At 61.5% G+C, this 23,354-nt stretch carries 20 protein-coding genes, 2 tRNA genes and 4 other RNA genes; 11 read left to right on the forward strand and 15 right to left on the reverse strand.

The window, feature by feature from the left end; genetic code table 11:
* Window positions 1–106: 106 nt before the first annotated feature.
* On the forward strand, window positions 107–1,003 hold the full coding sequence (locus CRO23_RS14655; protein WP_004928843.1) for a LysR family transcriptional regulator: 897 nt from the start codon (window positions 107–109) through the stop codon (window positions 1,001–1,003).
* A 4-nt stretch (window positions 1,004–1,007) separates the two neighbouring features.
* Here CRO23_RS14655 and dksA read toward each other — a convergent pair whose 3' ends face one another.
* Window positions 1,008–1,433 carry an RNA polymerase-binding protein DksA gene (gene dksA, locus CRO23_RS14660; protein ID WP_004928840.1) on the reverse strand — a complete coding sequence of 142 codons (426 nt, stop codon included), beginning with the start codon at window positions 1,431–1,433 and terminating at the stop codon, window positions 1,008–1,010.
* Between the two features lie 369 nt (window positions 1,434–1,802).
* On the opposite strand from dksA, the gene CRO23_RS14665 reads away from it, so the two are divergent.
* Together CRO23_RS14665 and exoX are read left to right on the forward strand one after the other, a co-directional pair.
* Window positions 1,803–2,549, forward strand: coding sequence for a carbon-nitrogen hydrolase family protein (locus tag CRO23_RS14665; protein ID WP_097102347.1), 747 nt, complete (start codon window positions 1,803–1,805; stop codon window positions 2,547–2,549).
* Between the two features lie 26 nt (window positions 2,550–2,575).
* Window positions 2,576–3,244, forward strand: a complete 669-nt coding sequence (gene exoX / locus CRO23_RS14670) for an exodeoxyribonuclease X (RefSeq protein ID WP_048797014.1) — start codon at window positions 2,576–2,578, stop codon at window positions 3,242–3,244.
* 35 nt (window positions 3,245–3,279) lie between these two features.
* Here exoX and CRO23_RS14675 read toward each other — a convergent pair whose 3' ends face one another.
* From CRO23_RS14675 to CRO23_RS14700, 6 genes are all read right to left on the reverse strand, one after another.
* On the reverse strand, window positions 3,280–5,313 hold the full coding sequence (locus CRO23_RS14675; protein ID WP_097102349.1) for a S9 family peptidase: 2,034 nt from the start codon (window positions 5,311–5,313) through the stop codon (window positions 3,280–3,282).
* Between the two features lie 68 nt (window positions 5,314–5,381).
* Window positions 5,382–6,035: a tellurite resistance TerB family protein gene (locus tag CRO23_RS14680; protein WP_033641437.1), complete on the reverse strand. Its 654-nt coding sequence runs from the start codon at window positions 6,033–6,035 to the stop codon at window positions 5,382–5,384.
* Window positions 6,036–6,184: 149 nt separating this feature from the next.
* Window positions 6,185–6,763 carry a TorD/DmsD family molecular chaperone gene (locus CRO23_RS14685; RefSeq protein WP_016928163.1) on the reverse strand — a complete coding sequence of 193 codons (579 nt, stop codon included), beginning with the start codon at window positions 6,761–6,763 and terminating at the stop codon, window positions 6,185–6,187.
* A gap of 42 nt (window positions 6,764–6,805) precedes the next feature.
* Window positions 6,806–7,543 (reverse strand): phosphatase, encoded by a 738-nt coding sequence (locus CRO23_RS14690; RefSeq protein WP_004928821.1) that lies wholly within the window; start codon window positions 7,541–7,543, stop codon window positions 6,806–6,808.
* Window positions 7,544–7,633: 90 nt separating this feature from the next.
* A complete protein-coding gene (gene ghrA / locus CRO23_RS14695; protein WP_097102351.1) occupies window positions 7,634–8,575 on the reverse strand; it encodes a glyoxylate/hydroxypyruvate reductase GhrA in 942 nt (313 codons plus the stop codon).
* Window positions 8,576–8,702: 127 nt separating this feature from the next.
* Window positions 8,703–10,169 (reverse strand): peptide MFS transporter, encoded by a 1,467-nt coding sequence (locus tag CRO23_RS14700; protein ID WP_097102353.1) that lies wholly within the window; start codon window positions 10,167–10,169, stop codon window positions 8,703–8,705.
* 447 nt (window positions 10,170–10,616) lie between these two features.
* Here CRO23_RS14700 and CRO23_RS14705 point away from each other — a divergent pair.
* The 6 genes from CRO23_RS14705 to CRO23_RS14730 all read left to right on the forward strand — a co-directional run bounded on the left by CRO23_RS14705 (window position 10,617) and on the right by CRO23_RS14730 (window position 11,834).
* Window positions 10,617–10,706, forward strand: a tRNA-Ser gene (locus CRO23_RS14705).
* A gap of 43 nt (window positions 10,707–10,749) precedes the next feature.
* A non-coding RNA gene (locus tag CRO23_RS14710) (RtT sRNA) lies at window positions 10,750–10,870 on the forward strand.
* 375 nt (window positions 10,871–11,245) lie between these two features.
* A tRNA-Ser gene (locus tag CRO23_RS14715) sits at window positions 11,246–11,335 on the forward strand.
* 47 nt (window positions 11,336–11,382) lie between these two features.
* Window positions 11,383–11,502, forward strand: a non-coding RNA gene (locus CRO23_RS14720) — RtT sRNA.
* Between the two features lie 46 nt (window positions 11,503–11,548).
* A non-coding RNA gene (locus CRO23_RS14725) (RtT sRNA) lies at window positions 11,549–11,668 on the forward strand.
* 46 nt (window positions 11,669–11,714) lie between these two features.
* Window positions 11,715–11,834: non-coding RNA, RtT sRNA (locus CRO23_RS14730), on the forward strand.
* Between the two features lie 54 nt (window positions 11,835–11,888).
* On the opposite strand, the gene CRO23_RS14735 is transcribed toward CRO23_RS14730, so the two are convergent.
* Complete coding sequence (locus CRO23_RS14735) at window positions 11,889–12,245, reverse strand: helix-turn-helix domain-containing protein (protein ID WP_060444322.1); 357 nt, start codon at window positions 12,243–12,245, stop codon at window positions 11,889–11,891.
* 296 nt (window positions 12,246–12,541) lie between these two features.
* On the opposite strand from CRO23_RS14735, the gene sdeA reads away from it, so the two are divergent.
* Both sdeA and sdeB read left to right on the forward strand, forming a co-directional pair.
* Window positions 12,542–13,729 (forward strand): multidrug efflux RND transporter periplasmic adaptor subunit SdeA, encoded by a 1,188-nt coding sequence (gene sdeA, locus CRO23_RS14740; protein WP_016928167.1) that lies wholly within the window; start codon window positions 12,542–12,544, stop codon window positions 13,727–13,729.
* A gap of 24 nt (window positions 13,730–13,753) precedes the next feature.
* A complete protein-coding gene (sdeB, locus tag CRO23_RS14745; RefSeq protein ID WP_097102355.1) occupies window positions 13,754–16,897 on the forward strand; it encodes a multidrug efflux RND transporter permease subunit SdeB in 3,144 nt (1,047 codons plus the stop codon).
* 65 nt (window positions 16,898–16,962) lie between these two features.
* On the opposite strand, the gene CRO23_RS14750 is transcribed toward sdeB, so the two are convergent.
* The 7 genes from CRO23_RS14750 to lpoB all read right to left on the reverse strand — a co-directional run bounded on the left by CRO23_RS14750 (window position 16,963) and on the right by lpoB (window position 23,352).
* Complete coding sequence (locus CRO23_RS14750) at window positions 16,963–17,442, reverse strand: RrF2 family transcriptional regulator (protein WP_028128027.1); 480 nt, start codon at window positions 17,440–17,442, stop codon at window positions 16,963–16,965.
* 264 nt (window positions 17,443–17,706) lie between these two features.
* Window positions 17,707–18,243 carry a glycine zipper 2TM domain-containing protein gene (locus tag CRO23_RS14755; RefSeq protein ID WP_167325016.1) on the reverse strand — a complete coding sequence of 179 codons (537 nt, stop codon included), beginning with the start codon at window positions 18,241–18,243 and terminating at the stop codon, window positions 17,707–17,709.
* 355 nt (window positions 18,244–18,598) lie between these two features.
* Window positions 18,599–19,903, reverse strand: a complete 1,305-nt coding sequence (locus CRO23_RS14760) for an NAD(P)/FAD-dependent oxidoreductase (protein WP_004928794.1) — start codon at window positions 19,901–19,903, stop codon at window positions 18,599–18,601.
* A 332-nt stretch (window positions 19,904–20,235) separates the two neighbouring features.
* Complete coding sequence (gene ycfP / locus CRO23_RS14765) at window positions 20,236–20,778, reverse strand: alpha/beta hydrolase YcfP (RefSeq protein WP_016928172.1); 543 nt, start codon at window positions 20,776–20,778, stop codon at window positions 20,236–20,238.
* Between the two features lie 79 nt (window positions 20,779–20,857).
* On the reverse strand, window positions 20,858–21,877 hold the full coding sequence (gene nagZ, locus CRO23_RS14770; protein ID WP_016928173.1) for a beta-N-acetylhexosaminidase: 1,020 nt from the start codon (window positions 21,875–21,877) through the stop codon (window positions 20,858–20,860).
* Between the two features lie 37 nt (window positions 21,878–21,914).
* Window positions 21,915–22,781 (reverse strand): thiamine kinase, encoded by an 867-nt coding sequence (gene thiK, locus CRO23_RS14775; RefSeq protein ID WP_097102357.1) that lies wholly within the window; start codon window positions 22,779–22,781, stop codon window positions 21,915–21,917.
* A complete protein-coding gene (gene lpoB, locus CRO23_RS14780) occupies window positions 22,762–23,352 on the reverse strand; it encodes a penicillin-binding protein activator LpoB (protein WP_004928784.1) in 591 nt (196 codons plus the stop codon). Before lpoB ends, thiK begins: the two co-directional genes overlap by 20 nt.
* Window positions 23,353–23,354: the final 2 nt, after the last annotated feature.

A 23,354-nucleotide genomic window follows, 5' to 3' on the forward strand; every position in this document is an offset into this window, starting at 1 on the left:
CGTTTGATTGGCGAATGAATGTCGTCACTGAAACGACATTGACTATGCATTTAATCCATTGAATATGTTAAATTAATTATCTTATCACCGGCTCTCGGGGGGCGGCATGCTGCGGGCGAATCTCAATGACATTCAGGTTTTCATGGCCGTCGTCGACGCCGGCAGTTTTGTCGCCGGCGGACAGACGATGGGGCTATCGCGCTCGGCGGCGGGCAAGGCCATCGCGCGTCTGGAGCAGCGGCTGAGCGTGCGGCTGTTGCATCGCACCACGCGTTCGCTTGGCCTGACCGACGAGGGGCGAGAGTTTTATCGGCGCGGTCTGCAGATCCTCGCTTCGGTCGACGACGCCGAGGCCAGCGTGGCCGGCGACAAAGGCACCGCACGCGGGGTGCTGCGGTTGACCGCTCCCGCCGCCTTCGGCAGACGGATCCTGTTGCCGCTGGTGCCGAAATTTCTCGTCGCCTGGCCTGAGGTGCAGGTGGAGATCAGTTTTTCCGATCGCCTGGCGGATATCGTGGAAGAAGGATTTGATTTGGCGGTGCGGATTGGCGTCACGGCGCCGGATACCCGGCTGGTGTCCAGAACCCTCGCCAGGTATCGCGCCCTGCTGTGCGCCTCCCCCGCCTACCTCGCCGCCCGTGGCGAACCGCAAACCGTCGAGTCGCTCGCCGGGCACGAGGCTCTGCTGTTCAGCAGCCGCAACCAAAAACAGCCCTGGCGGCTGCGCGACGAGCGCGGCGAATGGGTCAAGGCCCCGGTTCGCGGCCGCCTGCGGCTGGACAGTGGGGAAGCGTTACGCGACGCCGCTCTATCCGGGTTGGGCATCGCGTATCTGCCGGAGTTTATGATTGCGGAAGATTTGGCCGCCGGCCGTCTGCGGCAGGTGTTGCGCGCCGTGGCGGGTGAAGAAGTCAGGATTGTGGCGCTCTATCCGAATAAGCGCCTGCTGGAACCCCGCGTCAGGCGCTTTCTCGATCTGTTGGTGGATACGCTCGGCGGCTGAGGCCTTACCCGCCTTTACGCATATGCGGCTCGCGCATCTCCTGTGCGGTTTTCGCCTCGATGCTCAGTTCCGCCGTCGGGCGCAGCAGCAGGCGCGCCAGCCCGATGGGTTCGCCGGTTTCCCGGCAGTAGCCGTATTCGCCGTTCTGCAAGCGCGCCAGCGCCGCATCGATTTTCGGCAACAGGCGGCTTTCGCGATCCAGCTGGCGGAACAGCAAGCGCAAATCCTCTTCGCGCGCCGCCTTGTCGGCCTCATCGCCCGTCGCTTCGCCGCCGTCGATCTCTTTTTTCAGCTCATCGATGTGCAGCAGCAGCTTTTGCCGCTCATCCTGCAGCAACTGACGGAAAAACGCCCGTTGAACCGAGTTCATATAATCAGAATCCGGCATGGCCAGCAGTTGCTGCGCATCCGGTAATGCCATCACAGTCATTGCGTTCTCCGAACATTGAAAGTGTAACATTATAACATAATAATTATTTTTATCACCCGGTCATCCTAAAACAAAATCTCATGTGTAAACAGCCGGTTAAATGCAATTCGCACTTTGTCGCTTGCATCCTGCCGGCTTTAGGCGGTTAATGACTGAGCAAGCCACCCAATCATAGGTAACGAGAGGCCATCATGAGTAAGGGAATGGATAGCAAAAAAAATGCGAAGAAGAAGCCGTTGAAAACCCCAGCTGAGAAACGTGCGGAGAAACGCGCCAAAAAAGCGCATCCGTCTGGTGAGTAAGCGTCCTTCCATCCGTCATTAAACCCGCCAAGGCGGGTTTTTTATTGCCTCACAGGAGAGATGGCCAATGCCCTGCTTTACCCTCGCCGCCGCCCAATACCCCGCCGCTGCGGCCGATATCGCCAGCAACCTTGAACGTCACCTTGAATTTGTCGCGCAGGCAGCCGAACAGCAGGTGCAACTGCTGGTGTTTCCCGAACTGTCGCTAAGCGGCTATGAGTTGGCCAATGCTGCCGAACTGGCGCTGACGCTGGGCGATCCCCGCCTGCAACCGCTCAGTGCAGCGGCGCAATCGCGGCAGATGACGATCATCGTCGGCGCGCCTTTGCACAGTGGCCAGGCGCTGCATATCGCCGCCTTGATCTTTCACCCCAACGGCATGGTGGCCGTCTATACCAAACAGCATCTGCACGGCGCGGAACAGCAATTCTTCTCGCCCGGTGAGGGCGGCACGCTGCTGGAAATACAGCAGCAACGCATCGCGCTGGCCATCTGCGCCGATACTTCGGAGCCCGGCCACGCGAGCGCCGCCGCACGGGCGGGCGCGCAGATTTATGCTGCCGGCGTGCTGGTATCTGAAGCCGGTTACGCGAAAGACAGCGCCGCGCTGGCAGACTACGCCCGGCGTTATGGCATGGTCACGCTGATGGCCAACCATGCGGCGCCGACCGGCGGCTGGATCCCGGCGGGCCGCAGCGCCATCTGGGATGAAACGGGAGCGCTTTTGGTTGCCGCGCCGGATGACGCTCCTGGGCTGATCATCGCCGGCAAGACTTCCGACGGTTGGCACGGCCACCTGTGCCGGTTAAGCTGAAGCCTGACGGCAACGCGGAGGAAAGCATGACGTTACGCGTAATAGATACCGAAACCTGCGGGCTGGACGGCGGCGTGGTGGAAGTGGCCTCCCTCGATCTGCTCGACGGCCAGTTAACCAATCCGATGAGCGATCTGGTCAGCCCGGACCGCCCCATCAGCCTCGACGCGATGGCGATTCATCACATCACCGAACAGATGGTGGAAGGTAAACCGCGTATCGCGGTGGCGATCGGCCGCTATCAGGGCAGCCCCTACTATGTGGCGCACAACGCCGCCTTTGATCGCGGGGTGTTGCCGGAGATGAACGGCGCCTGGATCTGCACCCTCAAGCTGGCGCGCACGTTGTATCCGGACATCAAGTACGGCAACCAGTATCTGCGCTACGCGCTGAACCTGGACGTACAGCTGCCGGCAGACGCCACGCTGTACCCGCACCGCGCGCTGTACGACTGCTACGTCACCGCCGCGCTGCTGCAACGCATCATCAAGGATTCGGGCTGGACGCCGGAGCAAATGGTGCAGATCACCGAACAGCCGGTGCTGCTGAAGAAATTCAAATTCGGCAAGTATCGCGGGCAGGAAATCGAACGCATCGCCCAGGAAGATCCCGGCTATCTGCGCTGGATGCTGAAATCCATCGACGATCTGAGCCCGGACATGAAGCACACGCTGAAATACTATCTGATTGGCTAGCACAGCGGGCGGCGCAGGCCGCCCGCTGTTCGCCGTTACTCCGCCAGCGCCAGAATGAAGGCGTACTCCAGAGCAATATCCTCATAGGCCTTGAAGCGGCCGGATTTTCCGCCGTGGCCGGCATCCATGTCGGTATACAACAGCAGCTGCCGGTCGTCGGTTTTCAGCTCGCGCAGCTTGGCCACCCACTTGGCCGGCTCCCAATACTGCACCTGCGAATCGTGCAGACCGGTGGTCACCAGCAGATGCGGGTATGCCTGCGCTTTCACCTGATCGTACGGGCTGTACTGTTTGATGTAGTCGTAATAGGCCTGCTCGTTCGGGTTGCCCCACTCGTCGTATTCGCCGGTGGTCAGCGGGATGGACTCATCCAGCATGGTGGTCACCACGTCGACGAAGGGCACCTGCGCCACCACGCCGTGGAACAGCTGCGGCGCCTGGTTGATCACCGCGCCCATCAGCAAACCGCCGGCGCTGCCGCCCATGGCGAACACCCGCTTGCCGTCGCCGTACCCCTGGGCGATCAGCGTTTCGGTCACGTCGATAAAATCGTTGAAGGTGTTCTGCTTGTTGAACAGTTTGCCGTCTTCATACCACAACTGCCCCAGCTCGCCGCCGCCGCGAATGTGCGCCAGCGCGAACACGACACCGCGATCCAGCAGGCTCAGGCGGCTGGCGCTGAACGCCGGATCCATGCTGCTGCCGTAAGAGCCGTAGCCGTACACCATCAGCGGGTTGGCGCCGCGCTGGAAGCTGTCCTGGCGATACACCAGCGAAACCGGCACCTCGACGCCATCGCGCGCCTTCACCCACACCCGCTCGCTGCGGTAGTTTTCCGGCGTGAAGTTCTTCACCTCCTGCCGTTTGAGCATCGTCCGCTCGCCGCTGTCCATGTTCAGCTCGTACAGCGTGGTCGGGGTGGTCATCGACGAATAGCCGTAGCGCAGCAGCGCGGTTTCCGGATCCGGGTTATACGCCAGCCAGGTGGTGTAGGTCGGATCGTCGAAGGCGATGCGCTTCTCTTCGCCCGTCTGCCAGTGGATCTGGCGCAGCAGCGTCAGGCCGGCATTGCGCTCTTCCACCACCAACCAATCGCGGAACAGGCTGAAGCCCTCCAGCATCACGTCGGCGCGCGGGGCGATCAGCGTCTGCCACTGCGCTTCGTCCGCCTGCTCGCTCTGGTAAAGGCCGAAGTTCTTGCCGTCCTTGTTGGAGCGGATATAGAAATGCTGGTGATAGTGATCGATGGCGTACTCGTGATCCTTGCGGCGCGGCACGAACAGCTGCGGCTTGGCGTCCGCACTATCGGCGTCCAACAGCAGGATCTCCGAGGTGGTGGTGCTGCTCAGGTGGATCAGGATAAAGCGCTCGGAGGTGGTCTTCTCCAGCCCGACGTAGAAGGTATCGTCCAGCTCTTCGTAAATCAGCTCGTCCTGCTGCGGATCGCTGCCCACCACGTGGCGATAAACCTGATACGGCAACAGCGTCTTGGCGTGCTTGCGCACGTAGTACACCGTCGAGGAGTCGTTGGCCCACTCGAAGCTGCCGGAGGTGTTTTCCAGCACTTCGTCGGCCCAGCTGCCGTCGGCCAGGTTCTTGAAACGAATGTCATACTGGCGGCGCGACAGGAAATCCTCCGCCACTCCCAGCAGCTGGTTGTCGGGGCTGACGTCCAGCCCGCCCAGGGTATAAAACTCGTGGTTCTCGGCGCGCTGGTTGCCGTCGATAAGCACCTCCCAGTGCTCACTCTCGGCCTGCGGCTGGCGCACGGAAATCGCGTATTCGTTGCCCGGCTCGTAGCGCGTCTGATAGCGATAGCCATGGCGCACGTAAGGCACCGAATGTTCCTGCTGCGGAATGCGCGCCACCATCTCTTCGTACAGGGTTTCGCGCAGCGCCTGCTGCGGCTTCAGCATCGCATCGGTGTAGGCGTTCTCCGCCTGCAGGTAGTCCAGCACCTGGCGGTCCGCGCGCTCATCGTCGCGCAGCCAGTAGTAGTCATCCACGCGCGTATCGCCGTGGATGGTGATGGGATAAGGGCGTTTTTCCGCTTTCGGTGGGGTCATCATTGCTAAATCATCCGCTTACATAGATTGCGGCAAGAGTGACACGATTCCCCCCGGCTTGCCAAGCGGCGCTACGCCAGCTCGCGCTTTTTCTCGTTGACGTCGCTCTCGATGCCCTGCTTGACGTCCGCCGGGATCTTCAGCGCCTGCGCCAGCGCATCGAGGTAGCCGCGCTCCATAAAGTGATCGACGTCGATCACCAGACAACTCAGGTAGTAAACCTCCAGCGCCTCGTCTTCGTTTTGCACGCTGCGGGCGATCAATGCCGGGTTGAGCGGCTGATCGAGCGCTTCCTGCACCCAGCCCTGCGCCTCTTCCCCCACCTGCAGCTGCGACAGACTATGATCGATGGCGCGCTGCTCGTCGGCATCGATATGGCCGTCGCTCTTGGCGGCGAACACCAGCGCCTGCACCAAACGCTTGGCGCGCAGATCCACCGGCGTGGTTTGCAAACCGAACTGCGGTTCGTCCTGATGGGTCTCTTTCACCCGCTGCTTATACTTGTTCCACAGTACCGCGCCCACCGCCGCGCTGCCGCCGATAATCAGCGCATTCTTGCCGAATTTGCCCACCAGCTTGCGCGAAGATTTGTTGGCCAACAGCACGCCGACCAGGCCGCCCAGCGCCGTGGGCGCCAGCAGTTTGCCGATGCCTTCCGCCCCGCCCATCGCACCGGCCTTCTGCCCGATCAACGTTTGAATCTGCTGCATCCAGTTACTTTTCATCATCTACCCCTTGCGTGAGAAAACGCGGCGCGCAGGCGCGGCCGAACCGACGGTAAACCGCCAGATTAGGGGATCTTTTGTCAATTTACGTCTGGGGGATGCAAACCTGTGTTTAGCGGGCCGGGCGGCCCGCCTGGATGCCTGCGGCGTTACGCGTCTTCGTCGCCCGCTTCGTCGTCCTGCTCGTACTCCGCAAGCTCGTCGCGCATCGCCTGGATGGCGTCGCGGGTCATCAGCGCCAGCGTGCGGTAGAAACCGGTGGTGGCGTGCGCTTCCACTTTACCGAGGAAGCGGCCGCACCACGGCAGCAGAAACTCGTCGAACAGCGCGATCTGCGCCTGCGCTTCATCTTCCTGCGACTGATCTTCCAGCCAGGAGGCCGCCAGCAGCAGTTGGCCGAAATGGTCGGCCGGCGCCTCCGCCAGCGGCATGCCGCGCTGCTGCAGGAAGGCGCGCACTTCCGCTTCGCTGGCGCCTTCGACGTAGTCGGAGCGGAACGGCGACACGCTGCACTCGCTGCCGACGAACATCGCGTTGAAGTCGGTCGCCAGCTGGTTGACGTCACAGCCCTGTTGCAGGCGCTTCAGCAGCTCATCCTGCTCCAGCGGCCAGTGCTGCTGCAGCTTGCCCTCTTTGATCAGCGCGAACAGCGGCACCAACAGCGGATCCTGCGGCTGGCGGTAGAACAGCGTACCCAGCACGCGGCAGACAATCGAAAACTCATTCATGATAAGGCCTTATACAATACGGAAAATTTTGCCGGGACGATGTCACAAATCGGCCAATTCCGCAATCGCCGGCTTGCCGCGCCGCTCGAGAAAATCCAGCAACCGGCGCGGGCTGACGTTAAGAATGCGCTCTTGTGGGAAGCCCACCTCTTCGATGATGCGCTCGCAGTGCTCGAAATTACCCAGTGAAAAAGCGACGTGCGAATCCGAACCCAGCGCCAGCCAGCCGCCGGCGTCGCGCACCGCGGCGGCGATCGCCCGGCAGTTGGCCTCGCTGCCCTTGCGGGAGTGGGTGAACGACGAGTTATTCAGCTCCAGCGCCACTTCGTATTTGGCGGCGGCCGCCGCGACGGCGGGAATGTCGATCGGGTAACGCGGGTTGCCGGGGTGGCTGATGATATGCACGTCCCCCTGCGCCATCGCGGCGATCATCGCTTCAGTATTGGACGCTTTATCCTGCGGCGCAAACACCGGCTCGTGGAAACCGGCGATGATCACGTCGGTGGCGGTCAGCATCGGGCCGGTGCAGTCGATGTCGCCCTGCAGGTTTTTGATGTTGGCTTCGATGCCGCGCAAGATGCCCACGCCGTTCACCCGGCGCGGCCACACGTGCATGTTCATAAAGTGCCAGTAGTGCGGCGCATCGGCCATGTCCGGGCCGTGATCGGTGATGGCGAACAGCTTGATGCCCTTCTGCTGGGCTTCGGCGATGTAATCGTGCAGCGTGCTGTAAGCGTGGGTGCTGGCGACGGTGTGCATGTGCAAATCAACGGGGTACATTGTTTCTCCTTCCAGAGGGCCCGCCCGCAAAGGTACGGGCAGGCGCGATGACGATAACAGCTTATCAGTTACCGAACGGCGGCTGAAGGATCAGTATCCCCGTTGCCTGTCGACCACGCCGGCCGGGGCATGCCCCGCCTCCAGCGCGCGAATGTTGGCGGCGATCTGATCCATCGCCTGCTGCGGCAACGTGATGGCAGCAATATGCGGGGTAATGGTGACACGCGGATGACGCCAGAACGGATGATCCTGCGGCAGCGGCTCGCGGGCGAACACGTCCAGCGTGGCGGCGGCCAGCTGCCCCTGTTCGAGCGCCGCCAGCAGATCGGCTTCCACCAGGTGCGCGCCGCGCGCGATGTTGATGAGATAGGCGCCCGTGCTCAACTGCGCGAACAGCTCACGGTTGAGAATGCCGATGGTCTCCGGCGTATTGGGCAGCAGGTTGATCAGCAGTTTGACGCCGTCGAGGAAGGCCGCGCGCTGCGCCTCCCCGGCGAAGCTTTGCACGCCGTTAATCTGTTTGGCGCTGCGGCTCCAGCAGCGCACGCTAAAGCCAAACTCGGTCAGCTTGCGCGCCACGCTCTGCCCCAGCACGCCGGCGCCGAGGATGCCGATAGTGAAATCATCCAACGAGTGAGGATCGAGCGGCTGCCATTCCTGCCGCTGCTGGAGCGCCTGATACTCGTCGAAACGGCGGAAATAACGCAGCGCATAGCTCAGCGCATATTCCTGCATCTGCTGCGCCATGCCGGTATCCTCCAGCCGCAGCAACGGCACGCCGGCGGGCAGCGTGCCAGGGTGTTTGCGTTCCTGATCAAGAATGGCGTCGACGCCGGCGCCGAGGGCGAACACCGCTTTCAGATCGCGGCGGTTGGCCAGCATCTCGTGCGGCGGGCGCCACACCAGCGCGTAATCGGCCGGCCGCTCGTCGCCGCGCTGCCATTCGCGGATCTCGGCCTGCGGCAGGCGTTGCTTGATGCCGGCCAGCCATTCCTGGGCGTTAAACAAGGGGTGGTAATAAATGATGTTCATGCTGCGGGCTCCCGTTTGTTTTTATTGGTTTTCCCCCAGCCTTCCGCGATTCGCCGCCGGATGCAAGCGTTAAAGCCCAAAATAAAAACAGCCCCGACCAGTGGGGGCTGTTGCGCATGCTCGTCAATCAGGCGGCAGACGGGCCGTCGCGCCGGATAAGGCGCCGCAGCAGCGGAATGAGAATCAGCATCGCCACGCCGACGCCCGTCGCACCCCAGCCCAGCGCGCTGAAGATTTCGCTGTAGCCGGGGTTGGTTTGCAACGGCGTGCTGCCGCTGTTTTCCGGCATCAGGCCGGAGACGTACCCCGCCAGCACCGAGGCGACGCCGGTCACCATCATCCAGCAGCCCATCATCACGCCCTGATAGCGCGGCGGCGCCAGCTTGCCGATCATCGCGTAACCGATCGGCGAGATAATCAATTCACCGACGCTTTGCAGCACATAGCTGATGACGATCCATTTAAACGCCACCAGCCCGTCGCCGCCCGCCATGCTGATGCCCAGCGGCAACACCAGCATGCCGAGCCCGATGCAAAACAGCGATCCGGAGAACTGCAGCGGAATGTCGATGTTGCAGCCGCGAGCGCGCAGGCGGTTGAACCACCAGGCCAGCAGCGGGCCGCCCACCACGATCACCAGCGTGTTGATGTTCTGGATCCACTGCGGCGCCACCTGAATGCCGTAAACGTTCAGATTGATGTTGTGCTCGGAGAACAGCATCAGCCCCATCGGCGCCAGCTGGTACAGCGCCCAAAACACCAGCGAGCCCAGCGCCAGGATCAGATAGGCCGCCATTCTGCGGCGCTCATCGCGCGGATGGTGGCGCAGCGTCACCACGCACAGCATCAGGAAGATCAGGGCACCGAGTACGATCACAAAGTGCCCGCTGAACTCGGCGTGGGTCAGCATCACGCGGATGATCGGCACCAGCGCGACCAGCACCGCCAGCCCGACCAGCATGCGCCAACGGTATTGGCTGCGGCTGGCGTCGTGCAGCGGCGTATTGAGATCCGCCAGAATCCGCCAGCGGCAGACGGCGACGATGATCGCCGCCGCATTGCCCAGCGTGGCGAACAGGAACAGCGCGCGATAGTTTTCCGTCAGTTGGAAATACCCGGCGACGGTAAAGCCAACGAAGAACCCGAGGTTCATGCCGGCGTAGTTCCACAGGAATGCCGATTCACGCCGGTCATCGTCCGGCTTGAAACGCTGGGTCAGCATCATGTTAATGCAGGTGACGTTAAGGCCGCTGCCGGTCAGGAACATCGCCAGCCCCCAGTACAGCCCCCACACGCCCGCGACGGCAATCAGCGCGCAGCCGAACACCTGCAGTACCATACCGAGCACGAACAGGTTGCGGTTACTGAGGAAACGGCCGCCGAGGTAGCCGCCGAACATGTGCAGACCATAGTTGAAGGCGCCGAACACGCCCATCATGGCGTTGGCGCTGCTTTCGTTGAAGCCCAATCGCTTGGTGGCGTACAGCACCAGCGTGGAGTAAAGCACGGCGAAGCCCAGCGTGGCGAAGATTTGGATGAAGAACAGCGCCCCTGCACCGGGGGGAATGGCATGGCGCGCTTGCGGCGCCGGCATGGCATCTGAAGGAGTCAAAACCAACCTCTACTGCATTATTATGTAATGAGTCTGTCCCTGTCTGCGGTATCGCCGGCCTGTCTCCCGGCAATCTGCGCGGCGTCGTGATGTTCCTTGCCAAAAACGCCGCGCCGACACAATTCCATTTAGCGACACATTTGACTAATAATCCAGTATTAATGCATATAACAGCAAATAGACCGATCTCATTGGCGATATATTGAGCTATTTGAACAGAAAAAGGTCAAACAATCGTCTGTCATGAATTCTGGCCGCTGCCTACCCTGCCCGCTGGCGACCGCGAGTGGGAATATCGTTCGGTAAATCAGCAAATTGCTGCAAGTTTGGCTAAACGGTCATGAGAATGAAATAAGAGGGTTGACGCTGAGATCAGATTCTCCTACATTAGCGCCCGTCGACAGCGCAAAGCGTTTTCGACAACAAAACGGTGAGGTGTCTGAGTGGCTGAAGGAGCACGCCTGGAAAGTGTGTATACGCGAAAGTGTATCGAGGGTTCGAACCCCTCTCTCACCGCCAAATTCAAAGAGAAAGCCTGGATTCGCGTCCAGGCTTTTTTTTGCATGGCGCACCGCCGAGAGGGGTGAGAAGCCTCGACAGGGTTCGACAAAACGCCTGCGTTTTGGACCGCCAACGGCGGCCCGCAGGGTGAGCGCAGCGAATCAAGCCCTCTCTCACCGCCAAATTCAAAGAGAAAGCCTGGATTCGCGTCCAGGCTTTTTTTTTGCATGGCGCACCGCCGAGAGGGGTGAGAAGCCTCGACAGGGTTCGACAAAACGCCTGCGTTTTGGACCGCCAACGGCGGCCCGCAGGGTGAGCGCAGCGAATCAACCCCCACAGCCCGCGCCGGTAATTCCCATTTCCACCGGTTATCCGCGAACCTTACTTCTGATTTTCCCACCTTTTCATGACTTCTGCCCTGCCGTTCGCCGCAGTTTTCAGCAAAGTGAACACGGCTTGAGCGGACGAACAAAAACACAGAAATTATTCTTGACCGGATCGGCCCCACTCCCTATAGTAGCGCCCCGTTGCAGCGATGATTTCGCAACAAAAAATATGGTGAGGTGTCCGAGTGGCTGAAGGAGCACGCCTGGAAAGTGTGTATACGCGAAAGTGTATCGAGGGTTCGAATCCCTCCCTCACCGCCATATTCTAACGAGAAAGCCTGAGCGAAAGTTCAGGCTTTTTTGTATGCATCGCGCACCGACTGGGAGGGTGAGAACCCTCGACAGGGTTCGACAAAACGCTTGCGTTTTGGACCGCCAACGGCGGCCCGCAGGGTGAGCGCAGCGAATCTATCCCTCCCTCACCGCCATATTCTACGAAGAAGCCTGAACTCGCGTTCAGGCTTTTTTGTTTGCATCGCGCACCGACTGGGAGGGTGAGAACCCTCGACAGGGTTCGACAAAACGCTTGCGTTTTGGACCGCCAACGGCGGCCCGCAGGGTGAGCGCAGCGAATCTATCCCTCCCTCACCGCCATATTCTACGAAGAAGCCTGAACTCGCGTTCAGGCTTTTTTGTTTGCATCGCGCACCGACCGGGAGGGTGAGAACCCTCGACAGGGTTCGACAAAACGCCCGCGTTTTGGACCGCCAACGGCGGCCCGCAGGGTGAGCGCAGCGAATCTATCCCTCCCTCACCGCCATACAAAAAAGCCCGAACGCAAATTCAGGCTTTTTTATCCCCGCGGCCCAACCGTTCAGTGGTGCGTGCATCTCACCGACGTTGGCTGCGCCAGCGCGCGGCGCCAGTCGCCCGGCGTTTGGCCGAACTGGCGTTTGAAGCTGCGGTTGAACGACTGCTGTGAGTCGAAGCCGAGCGAGATCGCCACGCTGACGATAGGCTCGCCGCTGTTGGCCAGGCGCTCCGCCGACACTTTCAGTTTTTGCATGCGGATATACTCCCCCAGCGCGTAGCCGGTCTGGCGTTTGAACATGCGCTGCAGATGCCATTTGGAATAGCCCGCGCGGTCCGCCACGGTGTTGATATCCAGTTTTTCTTCCAGATTGTTGTCGATCCACGCCTTCAAATCGGTAATAAAGCCCGTAGTGTTCATGCAGATGCTCCCATCATTCGGCAGGGTCACCCTCTGCCCGATGCACATACGTTGCAACAGTTTCGCTTTAAATGCAATTTTTATTATTGCATTTATCGGAAAGCCGCCACTATACTCCACCCAATTAATGTAACCGATATTGATACATTAATGTGACACCAATATGTTTCAAAACCTAACGTTGCGCCATGACAAAGCGCGGCGCCCCTTCCGCCGAACGCCGGCATGAAGGGAAAAGCCCGAGAAACAGGGTTGGGTATGGGGCCAGACAGCGCTTACTTATCGGAATAAAAATAATGCCAAATCAACCAAACTCATCGTTCAACGCCGGCGGCCGCACGCGCGCCGTCGCTCTGGGCCAGCGGCTCTCCGGGGTGGCGCTGTTGGCCGCCCTGCTCGCCGGATGCGACAACAGCGTCGCGCACAACGCCCCGCCACCGCCACCGGTGGTCAGCGCCGCCAGCGTGGTGGTCAAACCGATCAGCCAGTGGGATGCGTTCAATGGCCGGGTCGAAGCAGTGCAAAGCGTACAGCTGCGCCCGCGAGTTTCCGGCTACATCGAGCGGGTCAACTACACCGAAGGCGACGAGGTGAAGAAAGGCCAGGTGCTGTTCACCATTGACGATCGCACCTACCGCGCCGCGCGCGAACAGGCGCAGGCGGAGCTGGTGCGGGCGCGCAATCAGGCAGCCCTGGCGCGCAGCGAATCTTCGCGAACCGAGAAACTGATCGGCACTCAGGCCATCTCGCAAGAGGTGTGGGAACAGCGCCGTTCGTCCGCCGCGCAGGCGCAAAGCAACGTGCTGGCGGCGCAGGCCCAGCTCGATATGGCGCAGCTTAATCTCGACTTTACCCGCGTCACCGCCCCGATCGACGGGCGCGCCAGCCGCGCGATGATCACCGCCGGCAACCTGGTCACCGCCGGCGACAGCGCCAGCGTGCTGACGACGCTGGTGTCGCTCGATAAGGTCTACGTCTATTTCGACGTGGATGAAGCCACCTTCCTGCGTTATCAGCAGCAAGGCCGGCACGATGCCCGCCTGCCGGTGAAAGTCGGCCTGGTGGGCGAAGACGGCACTCCGCATCAAGGGCTGGTGGACTTCACTGATAACCAACTGAACGCCGGGACCGGCACCATCCGCATGCGCGCCCTGCTCGACAACCGCGATCGCCGCTTCACGCCGGGGCTGTTCGCACGGGTACAGATGCCCGGCAGCGCCGAGTTCAACGCCATGCTGATCGACGACAAAGCGGTGATGACCGATCAGAACCGCAAGTTCGTTTACATCGTCGATAAAGACGGCAAGGCGCAGCGCCGCGACATCGACGTGGGCCGGATGGCCGAAGGATTGCGCATTGTGCAAAAAGGCCTGGTGAACGGCGATCGGGTGATCGTCGACGGCATGCAGAAAGTGTTTATGCCGGGCATGCCGGTCGACGCGAAAAGCGTCGCCATGACCACCACCGCCTCCGCACTTAACTAAGCTCCCAGCAGAGAACTCTGACCCATGGACTTTTCCCGTTTTTTCATCGACCGGCCGATCTTCGCCGCGGTGCTGTCGATACTGATTTTTGTCGCCGGGGTGATCGCCATTCCGCTGCTGCCGATCAGCGAGTACCCGGACGTGGTGCCGCCCAGCGTGCAGGTGCGCGCAGAATACCCGGGCGCCAACCCGAAAGAGATCGCTGAAACGGTGGCCACGCCGCTGGAAGAAGCGATCAACGGCGTCGAAAACATGATGTACATGAAATCGGTTGCCGGTTCCGACGGCGTGCTGGTGACCACCGTCACCTTCCGCCCCGGCACCGATCCCGATCAGGCGCAGGTGCAGGTGCAAAACCGCGTGGCGCAGGCCGAAGCGCGCCTGCCGGAAGACGTGCGCCGCCAGGGCATCACTACCCAGAAACAGTCTCCGGCGCTGACGCTGGTGGTGCATCTGGTGTCGCCTTCCGGCAAGTACGACTCGCTGTACCTGCGCAACTACGCCACCCTGAAGGTCAAGGATGAACTGGCTCGCCTGCCGGGCGTCGGCCAGGTGCAGATCTTCGGCGCCGGTGAATACGCGATGCGCATCTGGCTCGATCCGAACAAGGTCGCCGCGCGCGGGCTGACCGCCTCCGACGTGGTGAGCGCCATGCAAGAGCAAAACGTGCAGGTCTCCGCCGGCCAGCTCGGCGCGGAGCCGATGCCGACGCGCAGCGACTATCTGCTGTCGATCAACGCCCAGGGCCGCCTGCAAACTGAAGAAGAGTTCGGCAATATCATCCTCAAAAGCGGCGATAACGGCGAGATCGTGCGGCTGCGCGACGTGGCGCGCATCGAGATGGGTTCCGGCAGCTACGCGCTGCGCGCCCAGCTCAATAACAAGGATGCGGTCGGCATCGGCATCTTCCAGTCGCCGGGCGCCAACGCCATCGAGCTGTCGGACGCGGTGCGCGGCAAGATGGCCGAGCTGGCGACCCGCTTCCCGGATGGCATGAGCTGGAAATCTCCGTACGATCCGACGGTTTTCGTGCGCGATTCGATCCGCGCGGTGGTGGATACCCTGCTGGAAGCGGTGATCCTGGTGGTGCTGGTGGTTATTCTGTTCCTGCAGACCTGGCGCGCCTCGATCATTCCGCTGTTGGCGGTGCCGATCTCCGTGGTCGGCACCTTCGCCGCGCTGTATCTGCTCGGCTTCTCGCTCAACACCCTCAGCCTGTTCGGGCTGGTGCTGGCGATCGGCATCGTGGTGGATGACGCCATCGTGGTGGTGGAAAACGTCGAGCGCAACATCGAAGAGGGGCTGTCGCCGCTGGCGGCGGCGCACCAGGCGATGCGCGAAGTCTCCGGCCCGATCATCGCCATCGCCGTGGTGCTGTGCGCGGTGTTCGTGCCGATGGCGTTCCTCTCCGGCGTCACCGGCCAGTTCTACAAGCAATTCGCCGTCACCATCGCCATCTCGACGGTGATCTCCGCCATCAACTCGCTGACCTTGTCGCCGGCACTGGCGGCGCGCTTGCTCAAACCGCACGGCGCGCCGAAAGATCTGCCATCGCGCCTGATCGACAGGCTGTTCGGTTGGCTGTTCCGGCCGTTCAACCGCTTCTTCGCCAGCGGTTCGCAACGCTACCAGCGCGGCGTCTCCCGCGTGCTGGGCCGGCGCGGCGCGGTGTTCGTCGTCTATCTGCTGCTGCTGGCCGCCGCCGGGGTGATGTTCAAGACCGTGCCCGGCGGCTTTATCCCGACGCAGGACAAGCTGTACCTGATCGGCGGCGTGAAAATGCCGGAAGGCGCCTCGCTGGAGCGCACCGATGCGGTGATCCGCAAGATGAGCGCCATCGGCCTGAGCGTGGACGGCGTCACCGATGCGGTAGCCTTCCCCGGCCTGAACGCGCTGCAGTTCACCAATACGCCGAATACCGGCACGGTGTTCTTCGCACTGGAGTCGCTGAGCACCCGTACCCGCACCGCGGCGCAGATCAACGCCGAGATCAACGCGCGCATTTCGCAGATTCAGGAAGGTTTCGCCTTCTCCATCATGCCGCCGCCGATCCTCGGCATCGGCCAGGGTTCCGGCTATTCGCTGTACGTGCAGGATCGCGGCGGGCTGGGTTACGGCGCGCTGCAGACGGCAATCAACACGATGTCCGGCGCCATTATGCAAACACCGGGCATGGGGTTCCCGATCTCCTCCTATCAGGCTAACGTGCCGCAGCTGGACGCCAAAATCGATCGCGACAAGGCCAAGGCGCAGGGGGTGCCGCTCAATGCGCTGTTCAGCACGCTGCAGACCTACCTCGGTTCGTCTTACATCAACGACTTCAACCGCTATGGCCGCACCTGGAAGGTGATGGCGCAGGCCGACGGCCAGTTCCGCGACAGCGTGGAAGACATCGCCAACCTGCGTACCCGCAACGACAAGGGCGAAATGGTGCCGATCGGCAGCATGGTCAACATCGGCACCACTTACGGCCCGGATCCGGTGATCCGTTATAACGGCTTCCCGGCGGCGGATCTGATCGGCGACGCCGATCCGCGCGTGCTCTCCTCTACCCAGGCGATGGGTGCGCTGACGCAGATGGCCGATAAGCTGTTGCCGAACGGCATGAACATCCAGTGGACCGATCTGAGCTATCAGCAATCGACCCAGGGCAACGCCGCGCTGGTGGTCTTCCCGGTGGCAGTGCTGCTGGCGTTCCTCGCGCTGGCGGCGCTGTATGAAAGCTGGACGCTGCCGCTGGCGGTGATCCTGATCGTGCCGATGACCATGCTGTCGGCGCTGTTCGGCGTGTGGCTGACCGGCGGCGACAACAACGTGTTCGTGCAGGTCGGGCTGGTCGTTCTGATGGGGCTGGCCTGCAAGAACGCCATTCTGATCGTCGAGTTCGCCCGCGAGCTGGAAATGCAGGGCAAAGGCATCGTCGAGGCGGCGCTCGAGGCCTGTCGCCTGCGGTTGCGGCCGATCGTGATGACCTCCATCGCCTTCATCGCCGGCACCATCCCGCTGATCCTCGGCCACGGCGCCGGCGCCGAGGTGCGTGGCGTCACCGGCATCACGGTGTTCTCCGGCATGCTGGGGGTCACCCTGTTCGGGCTGTTCCTGACGCCGGTGTTCTACGTCACCCTGCGGCGCCTGGTGGCGCGCAAAGCGCAGCCGCAGACGGCGTAATCATCGTCTTAACATGCAAAAAGGTCGGGCATTGCCCGACCTTTTTTTATGCATGCGAACCGCGATTATTTATCGGCGGTTTCAGCCTCTTGCTCGGCGGCGTACTCCGCGCAGGCGCGTTTGTCGCCCCGCTCCAGCTCGGCCAACGAGTCGGCCACAGTGTGGCGCGCCAGCACCGCGAGCGAAGCCTGCTCGGCCTCGTTCACCACCGATTTGAAATACCAGCAGGCGTTGGCGCTCACCAGGCAGCGGGCCGGCACTTCAGGGCGGGAAGCCCAGATGCGCTTGTCGTCGATCACCGCCAGATAGATGTCCCGCAGGGTGATCTCTTCCGCCGGGCGGCCGAGGTGGATAGAGCCGTTTCGGCCCAGGGTGGAAACGATGATGCCGTCTTTGGTCAGCGGCACCATCAGTTTGCGGATAAAGCTGGGGTTGGCTTCCAGAGCGGCGGCGAGGGTGGCGCTCGTCGAACGCATGCCCTGCTTCTCAGCTACGGCGACGCTAAGGACCATTTGCAACGCTGTCGGAAAGCGAAAATCTAACATGTCGTTATCTCTGCGAGACGAAATACTCGGGTTTGGCCGGTGTGGCGATTGGCGCCGAACACACCGCTTAATCGCACAATAATATAACAAACGCGGGGGCTTTTTTGAAGTTTCGCCCAGCGATATCGCACGCAGACATTAGAACGATCGCAAATTTTTAGGCAGGCAGAAAACAGAAACCCGCGTCAATGTTAACGCCGCTCGCTTAACCGGGTTAAACGATCAGAACTAACACTGCCCGCGGGTTTAATTCGAATGTGGCGATCAGGCTCTGTTCAACACCAGCTGGCCGTTTTTATCCAACGGGATTTGCGTGCCCGGATCGTGATCCATGCGGATCTTGCCCTGCTGATTGCCGATCTTGTAGGTCACGTCATAGCCCAGCATTTTCTGAGACTTGTCGTAGACCGTTTTGCAACGCTGCTGAACGCTGGTGCTGACGTCGTTATTCTGCATCGCCCCTTGCACCTGGTTGCCGGCATAACCGCCGCCCAGTGCACCTACCACCGTCGCCACGTCGCGCCCGCGACCGCCGCCGAACTGGTGGCCAATCACGCCGCCCGCCACTGCGCCCAGCACAGAACCGGCGATGCGGTTTTCATCCTGCACCGGTGCGCGGTGCGTCACGGTGACGTTGCGGCATTCCTGACGCGGCGTTTTGATGGTTTCTTTAATCGGCGTTGCGGCGAGCACCTGCGCATATTGCGGACCGGCAGAAAAGACGTCCAGACTGGCTACCGCGGCAATCCCCAGAGCGGCAGCGACACCAATTCCAACACCGGCTAACATTGACTTGTTCACAGGAAACCTCCTGAAAGTGTTACCACGCATTTTTTCCGGGGTCTGTTACCGGCTGCACCGCGCTTATTATTTTGCGCATGGGCGGCTTGCGGTATCCCGGTTTACGGCGTGCGCGACGCGCCGTCTGTAAACGAGGTAAAGTCTGCACAATGATCTGGAGGCCCGCAATAAGACAAGGGGACCAAAAATGCGGGAAAACGGCCGTTTTCCCGTTGTTTAGGAGGAATCTTAAGAATTTTACCCATGCCAACGACGGCTTGTGCAGAAGAATCAAACAACCGCCGCCGATCGCCTCGCGCCGCCATAAAAAAACCCGCGCGGGCGAACCGGCGCGGGTTGGTCGACAAAGGCGAGATCAGTGCATCTTCAGACGCGGACGGATCACCCGGTTGATGCCGCCCACCAGCATCATCAGGCCGGTTTTGATGTAGCCATGCAGCGCCACCTGGTGCATGCGGTACAGCGAGATGTAAACGAAGCGCGCGATGCGCCCTTCCACCATCATCGAGCCGCGCATCAGGTTGCCCATCAGGCTGCCGACGGTGCTGAAGCGCGACAGCGACACCAGCGAGCCGTGGTCTTTATACACGTATGGCTTCAGCGTCTGGCCGTTCATCAGCGCCAGAATATTGGTGGCGCAGCGTGAGGCCATCTGGTGCGCCGACTGCGCGCGCGGCGGCACGAAACCGCCGCCCTCTTTCGGGCAGGAGGCGCAGTCGCCGATGGCGAAGATGTTCGGATCGCGCGTGGTCTGCAGCGTCGGCTCTACCACCAGCTGGTTGATGCGGTTGGTTTCCAGGCCGCCGATGTCCTTCATAAAGTCCGGCGCCTTGATGCCGGCCGCCCACACCATCAGATCGGCGTCGATAAATTCGCCGCCCTTGGTGTTCAGCCCCTTGGCGTCCGCGCTGGTCACCATGGTGTTGGTCAGCACGCGCACGCCCAGTTTGATCAGCTCCTGGTGCGCGGCGGCGGAAATGCGCGGCGGCAGCGCCGGCAGGATGCGCTCGCCGGCTTCCACCAGCGTCACGTTGAGCGCGCTGTTGTCCAGGCCTTCGAAACCGTAGCTGTGCAACTGCTTCACCGCGTTGTGCAGTTCGGCGGACAGTTCAACGCCGGTGGCGCCGCCGCCGACGATAGCGATGTTGACCCGCTCTTTTTGCCCCGGCTGCGCCGAGAACTTCAGGAACAGGTTGAGCATTTCGTTGTGGAAACGACGCGCCTGATGGGGGTTATCCAGGAAGATGCAGTGCTCTTTCACGCCCGGCGTACCGAAATCGTTCGAGGTGCTGCCCAGCGCCATCACCAGGATGTCGTACGGCAATTCGCGCGCCGGCACCAGCTCACCGCCCTGCTCGTCGCAGATCTGCGCCAGCTGCAGCGTTTGCGTCTCGCGGTTGATGTTGGTCAACGACCCCAGTTGGAAGCTGAAATGGTGATTGCGCGCGTGCGCCAGGTAGCTGAGCGCATCCACGCCGTCATCGAGGGAACCGGTCGCCACTTCGTGCAACAGCGGTTTCCACAAATGGCTGTGGTTGCGATCCACCAGCGTGATCTCGGCTTTGTTCTTGCGGCCAAGTTTATGGCCCAGGCTGGTCGCCAGCTCCAGACCACCGGCGCCGCCGCCAACAATAACGATTTTCTTCTTTGGCGTTGTCAAAATAACCCCCTAAATGTGAACCATTTGTTATCCCAGGGTAAATAAATAATATCCTTAGAATACATAGGGTTCGCGTAAAATAAATCGGCTCTCTGCAGCCAGAATAGCATGTGAGGTTATTTGGTCATACCAAAATTGACGTACATCAAATTTTTTTGGTTAAAGGCTGGACGCGGGGATTTTTTGGGGATTGTGATTCAAATAGTTAGCGCTGAGTCACAGTTTTAAATTTTGCCGATTGCCACAGAGAATCTTGCTTTGACGCACAAAAAAGCCGCACTTTCCGCCGGTGAAAAACGGGGCGCGCGGCTCGCGGCAGCGTTATGAAACTGTTAACCCAGCGCCTTGAACGCCTTGAGCCGCTGCAGATGCGGCGAGATGTTTTTGAACTTGTGCGTCTGCTGTTCATCCCAGACGATTTCGTAGTAGTGATGCAGCAATTCGGCGCTGCGCCGGTTATCCAGCACCTCGTCGTGGCGCGACAGCACCACCAGACAGCGATCGCGGTTTTTCTCGCGGAAATCCTCCACGCACTTGGTGGCAATATCGCGATACTCTTCCGGCCGGTCTATCTTGCCGTGCATGTGCTCTTCCGGGTACAGGTTGGGATTGAACATCGCCTGGCGAATGCCGCACAGGAAACCGATGCGCTCCGCCCAGAAGCCGCCGAGGCCGACCCCGCAGATCAACGGGTGCGCGTCGCCGCCCTGCTGCACCGCCTTGTCCACCTCTTTCAACAGATGCTGCATGTCGTGACGCGGATGCTGCGTGCTGTAGCTGATAAAGCGCACGTCCGGATCGATAAACTGCAGCTGTAACACCTTTTCATGATTGCCGGGACTGGTGGAATCGAAGCCGTGCAAATAGATAATCATGTGGATCCTCGCAACAAGCCAAGGGCCGCGGGCGCGGCCCTCATCATTTCCGCTCTGCGCCGCGGTGCGGCGCCTGGATTCACCCTTGCGAACGCTGCTTGTGCTCCTCCCAGCGCTCGCTCAGCGCGCTGAGCGCCTTGTGCGCCTGCTGCCAGCGCTCGGAGTCGCGCAGTTCCTGACGGGTGAACTGACCGCGATGATATAACCGCTTCACCTTCTCTGCTTTGACCGGGGACAGGTTATCCAACACGCTGACCGCGCCTTCGCGGTGGTTGCACACCAGGATCATGTCGCAACCGGCATCCAGCGCCGCCTGGCCGCGTTCGGCATAGCTGCCCATGATGGCGGCGCCTTCCATCGACAGATCGTCGGAGAAAATCACGCCGTCGAAGCCCAGCTCCTGACGCAGGATCTGCTGCAGCCAGTACGGCGAGCCACTGGCCGGACGCGGGTCCGCTTCAGTATAGATGACGTGGGCCGGCATGACGGCGTCCAACAGCTGGCGGTTGATCAGCTCGCGGAAGATCGCCATGTCGTGCTCGCGGATCTGCGCCAGCGGCCGCGGATCGCGCGGGGTTTCCTTGTGCGAATCGGCGCTGACGGCGCCGTGCCCCGGGAAGTGTTTGCCGGTGGTTTTCATGCCGGCGCTGTGCATGCCGAGGATGAAGCGTTCCGCCATCGCCAACGCCTGCGGCGGATCGCTGTGGAACGAACGCTCGCCGATCGCCGCGCTGCCGTGGCCGATGTCCAGCACCGGCGCAAAGCTGATGTCGATATCCTGCGCGATCATTTCCGCCGCCATCAGCCAGCCTGCCTCCTGCGCCAGACGGCCGCCTTCCTGCGCATCGTGCAACGCGGCAAACGACTGCGCCGCAGGCAGACGGGTGAAGCCCTCGCGGAAGCGCTGCACGCGCCCGCCTTCCTGATCTACCGCCACCACCAGCCGATCGTGCGATTCGGCGCGGATCTGGCGCACCAGCTCACGCAGTTGCTCCGCATCGTGGAAGTTGCGGGTAAACAAGATCAATCCGCCAACCAGCGGGTGTTTCAATATTTCGCGTTCTTCTGCATCCAGCTCGTAGCCGGCGACATCTAGCATTACTGGGCCCACGGGCACCTCACTTCATTGTGTTCGTTCAGAATTCGGATGGTGATAAACAGAATCGCCGGCGCAGCGCAGCGCCCCAGCGCAAAAATTCAACGTCGCCGCTCTGCTGCCAGCGCACTTCAAACCACAGCAGCATCAGATAATCCACCCACGGCAGCCAACGGCGCACCTGTGTCTGCAGCCGGGCGATGTCGTGATAATCCTGACGCGCGTAGTGCTGCAAAAAGCGCTGCTGCTGTTCGGCCGACCAGCCGTTGCTGCGAAACAGCGCGGCGATATCCAGCGCCACATCACCGTCGGCGGCATACTCCCAGTCGATCAGCCGCAGCCCTCCGCCGGTGGCGAGCAGATTGCCCGGATGGATATCCATGTGCAGCGGCGCCAGACGCAGCGGCCGTGGCAAGGCGCTGCGTAAAAAATGACGCTGCAGGCGCAGCCAGGCGGGGGTTAAACGCCGCGTATCCAGCTGCTGCCAGTAGCGGAGGAACTGCCGCCGCAGATCCAGCCGGTAACCGCTGAGCGGCCGCCGATGCAGCGTCGCCACCATCGCCGCCAGCTCGCCGCGCTGATTCAGCGCGTCAAACTCGGCAATTGTGACGACGTCACCTTCAAGCCATTCGAGGATAAGCCACTGATTATTCTGCGCGAAAACCCGTGGCCCCAGCCCCGGCGCGCAGCGACGCAAGACCTGCGCTTCCCGCCGCCTGCTCACGCCCAGCGCGCGTTTCTCCGCGCTGTGTTGCCGCGCCAGCAGCGTAATGCCCGCGCCGTCGATACGCCAGCTCTCGCCTGTCAGCCCCTGCACCGGGCTGAAATGACAACCGGCGGTATTCACCGCCGGCAGTCTGGTTTCCATCAATCGTCGCAGCGCGGCCTCAGCGTTTAACGGCGCCATTGCCCGACCAGACGATCTCGCCGGTTTGCACCAGCATCAGCTGCATATCCAGCGCCGGCGACTTCACGTCGCCGCTGACATCGCTGTACAGCACGTACTGCGCGCCGACGATGCGCGCCAGGCCAATCGCCTTGCTGCGCGAGCCGAAGCTGTCATCCGCCGACAGGCCCAGCGTTTGTCTGGCGCTGGTCAGCTTCGCTTCCGGCACCACGCTGAAGGTGGAGTTCGACGCCAGCGCCTTATACAGCGCCGCGGTGGCTTTGCCCATCTGCAGCGAACCGTTGGTGTTGTTCTTGACGCTGTCCAGCAGCAGCACGCTGCCGGCCGTGACGCCATCGGCCTTCAACATCTGCCCCACCAGCGGCTGAACGCTGCCCAGCCAGTCGAGCTGCTGGATTTTCGGCGGCTGCGGCACCGGCTCGGTAGTTGGCGGCTGCGGCTGCTCGACCGGCGGCGTCGGCTGATCCGGCTCGACGGTGACCGGCGGCAGCGGTTGTTCCGGCTCAGGCGGGCGCGACAGACAGCCGCTCAGGGTGAATGCGGCCAGCGCCACTAAGACGTACTTTTTCATGC

This window comes from Serratia sp. JKS296 (assembly GCF_900215445.1).
Taxonomy (GTDB): Bacteria; Pseudomonadota; Gammaproteobacteria; order Enterobacterales; family Enterobacteriaceae; genus Serratia; species Serratia marcescens.

Coding starts and splice junctions, on each gene's coding strand:
- CRO23_RS14655 (WP_004928843.1), top strand. CDS start 107: ATGCTGCGGGCGAATCTCAATGACATTCAGGTTTTCATGGCCGTCGTC.
- dksA (WP_004928840.1), bottom strand. CDS start 1,433: ATGACTGTGATGGCATTACCGGATGCGCAGCAACTGCTGGCCATGCCG.
- CRO23_RS14665 (WP_097102347.1), top strand. CDS start 1,803: ATGCCCTGCTTTACCCTCGCCGCCGCCCAATACCCCGCCGCTGCGGCC.
- exoX (WP_048797014.1), top strand. CDS start 2,576: ATGACGTTACGCGTAATAGATACCGAAACCTGCGGGCTGGACGGCGGC.
- CRO23_RS14675 (WP_097102349.1), bottom strand. CDS start 5,313: ATGATGACCCCACCGAAAGCGGAAAAACGCCCTTATCCCATCACCATC.
- CRO23_RS14680 (WP_033641437.1), bottom strand. CDS start 6,035: ATGAAAAGTAACTGGATGCAGCAGATTCAAACGTTGATCGGGCAGAAG.
- CRO23_RS14685 (WP_016928163.1), bottom strand. CDS start 6,763: ATGAATGAGTTTTCGATTGTCTGCCGCGTGCTGGGTACGCTGTTCTAC.
- CRO23_RS14690 (WP_004928821.1), bottom strand. CDS start 7,543: ATGTACCCCGTTGATTTGCACATGCACACCGTCGCCAGCACCCACGCT.
- ghrA (WP_097102351.1), bottom strand. CDS start 8,575: ATGAACATCATTTATTACCACCCCTTGTTTAACGCCCAGGAATGGCTG.
- CRO23_RS14700 (WP_097102353.1), bottom strand. CDS start 10,169: ATGCCGGCGCCGCAAGCGCGCCATGCCATTCCCCCCGGTGCAGGGGCG.
- CRO23_RS14735 (WP_060444322.1), bottom strand. CDS start 12,245: ATGAACACTACGGGCTTTATTACCGATTTGAAGGCGTGGATCGACAAC.
- sdeA (WP_016928167.1), top strand. CDS start 12,542: ATGCCAAATCAACCAAACTCATCGTTCAACGCCGGCGGCCGCACGCGC.
- sdeB (WP_097102355.1), top strand. CDS start 13,754: ATGGACTTTTCCCGTTTTTTCATCGACCGGCCGATCTTCGCCGCGGTG.
- CRO23_RS14750 (WP_028128027.1), bottom strand. CDS start 17,442: ATGTTAGATTTTCGCTTTCCGACAGCGTTGCAAATGGTCCTTAGCGTC.
- ycfP (WP_016928172.1), bottom strand. CDS start 20,778: ATGATTATCTATTTGCACGGCTTCGATTCCACCAGTCCCGGCAATCAT.
- nagZ (WP_016928173.1), bottom strand. CDS start 21,877: ATGCTAGATGTCGCCGGCTACGAGCTGGATGCAGAAGAACGCGAAATA.
- thiK (WP_097102357.1), bottom strand. CDS start 22,781: ATGGCGCCGTTAAACGCTGAGGCCGCGCTGCGACGATTGATGGAAACC.
- lpoB (WP_004928784.1), bottom strand. CDS start 23,352: ATGAAAAAGTACGTCTTAGTGGCGCTGGCCGCATTCACCCTGAGCGGC.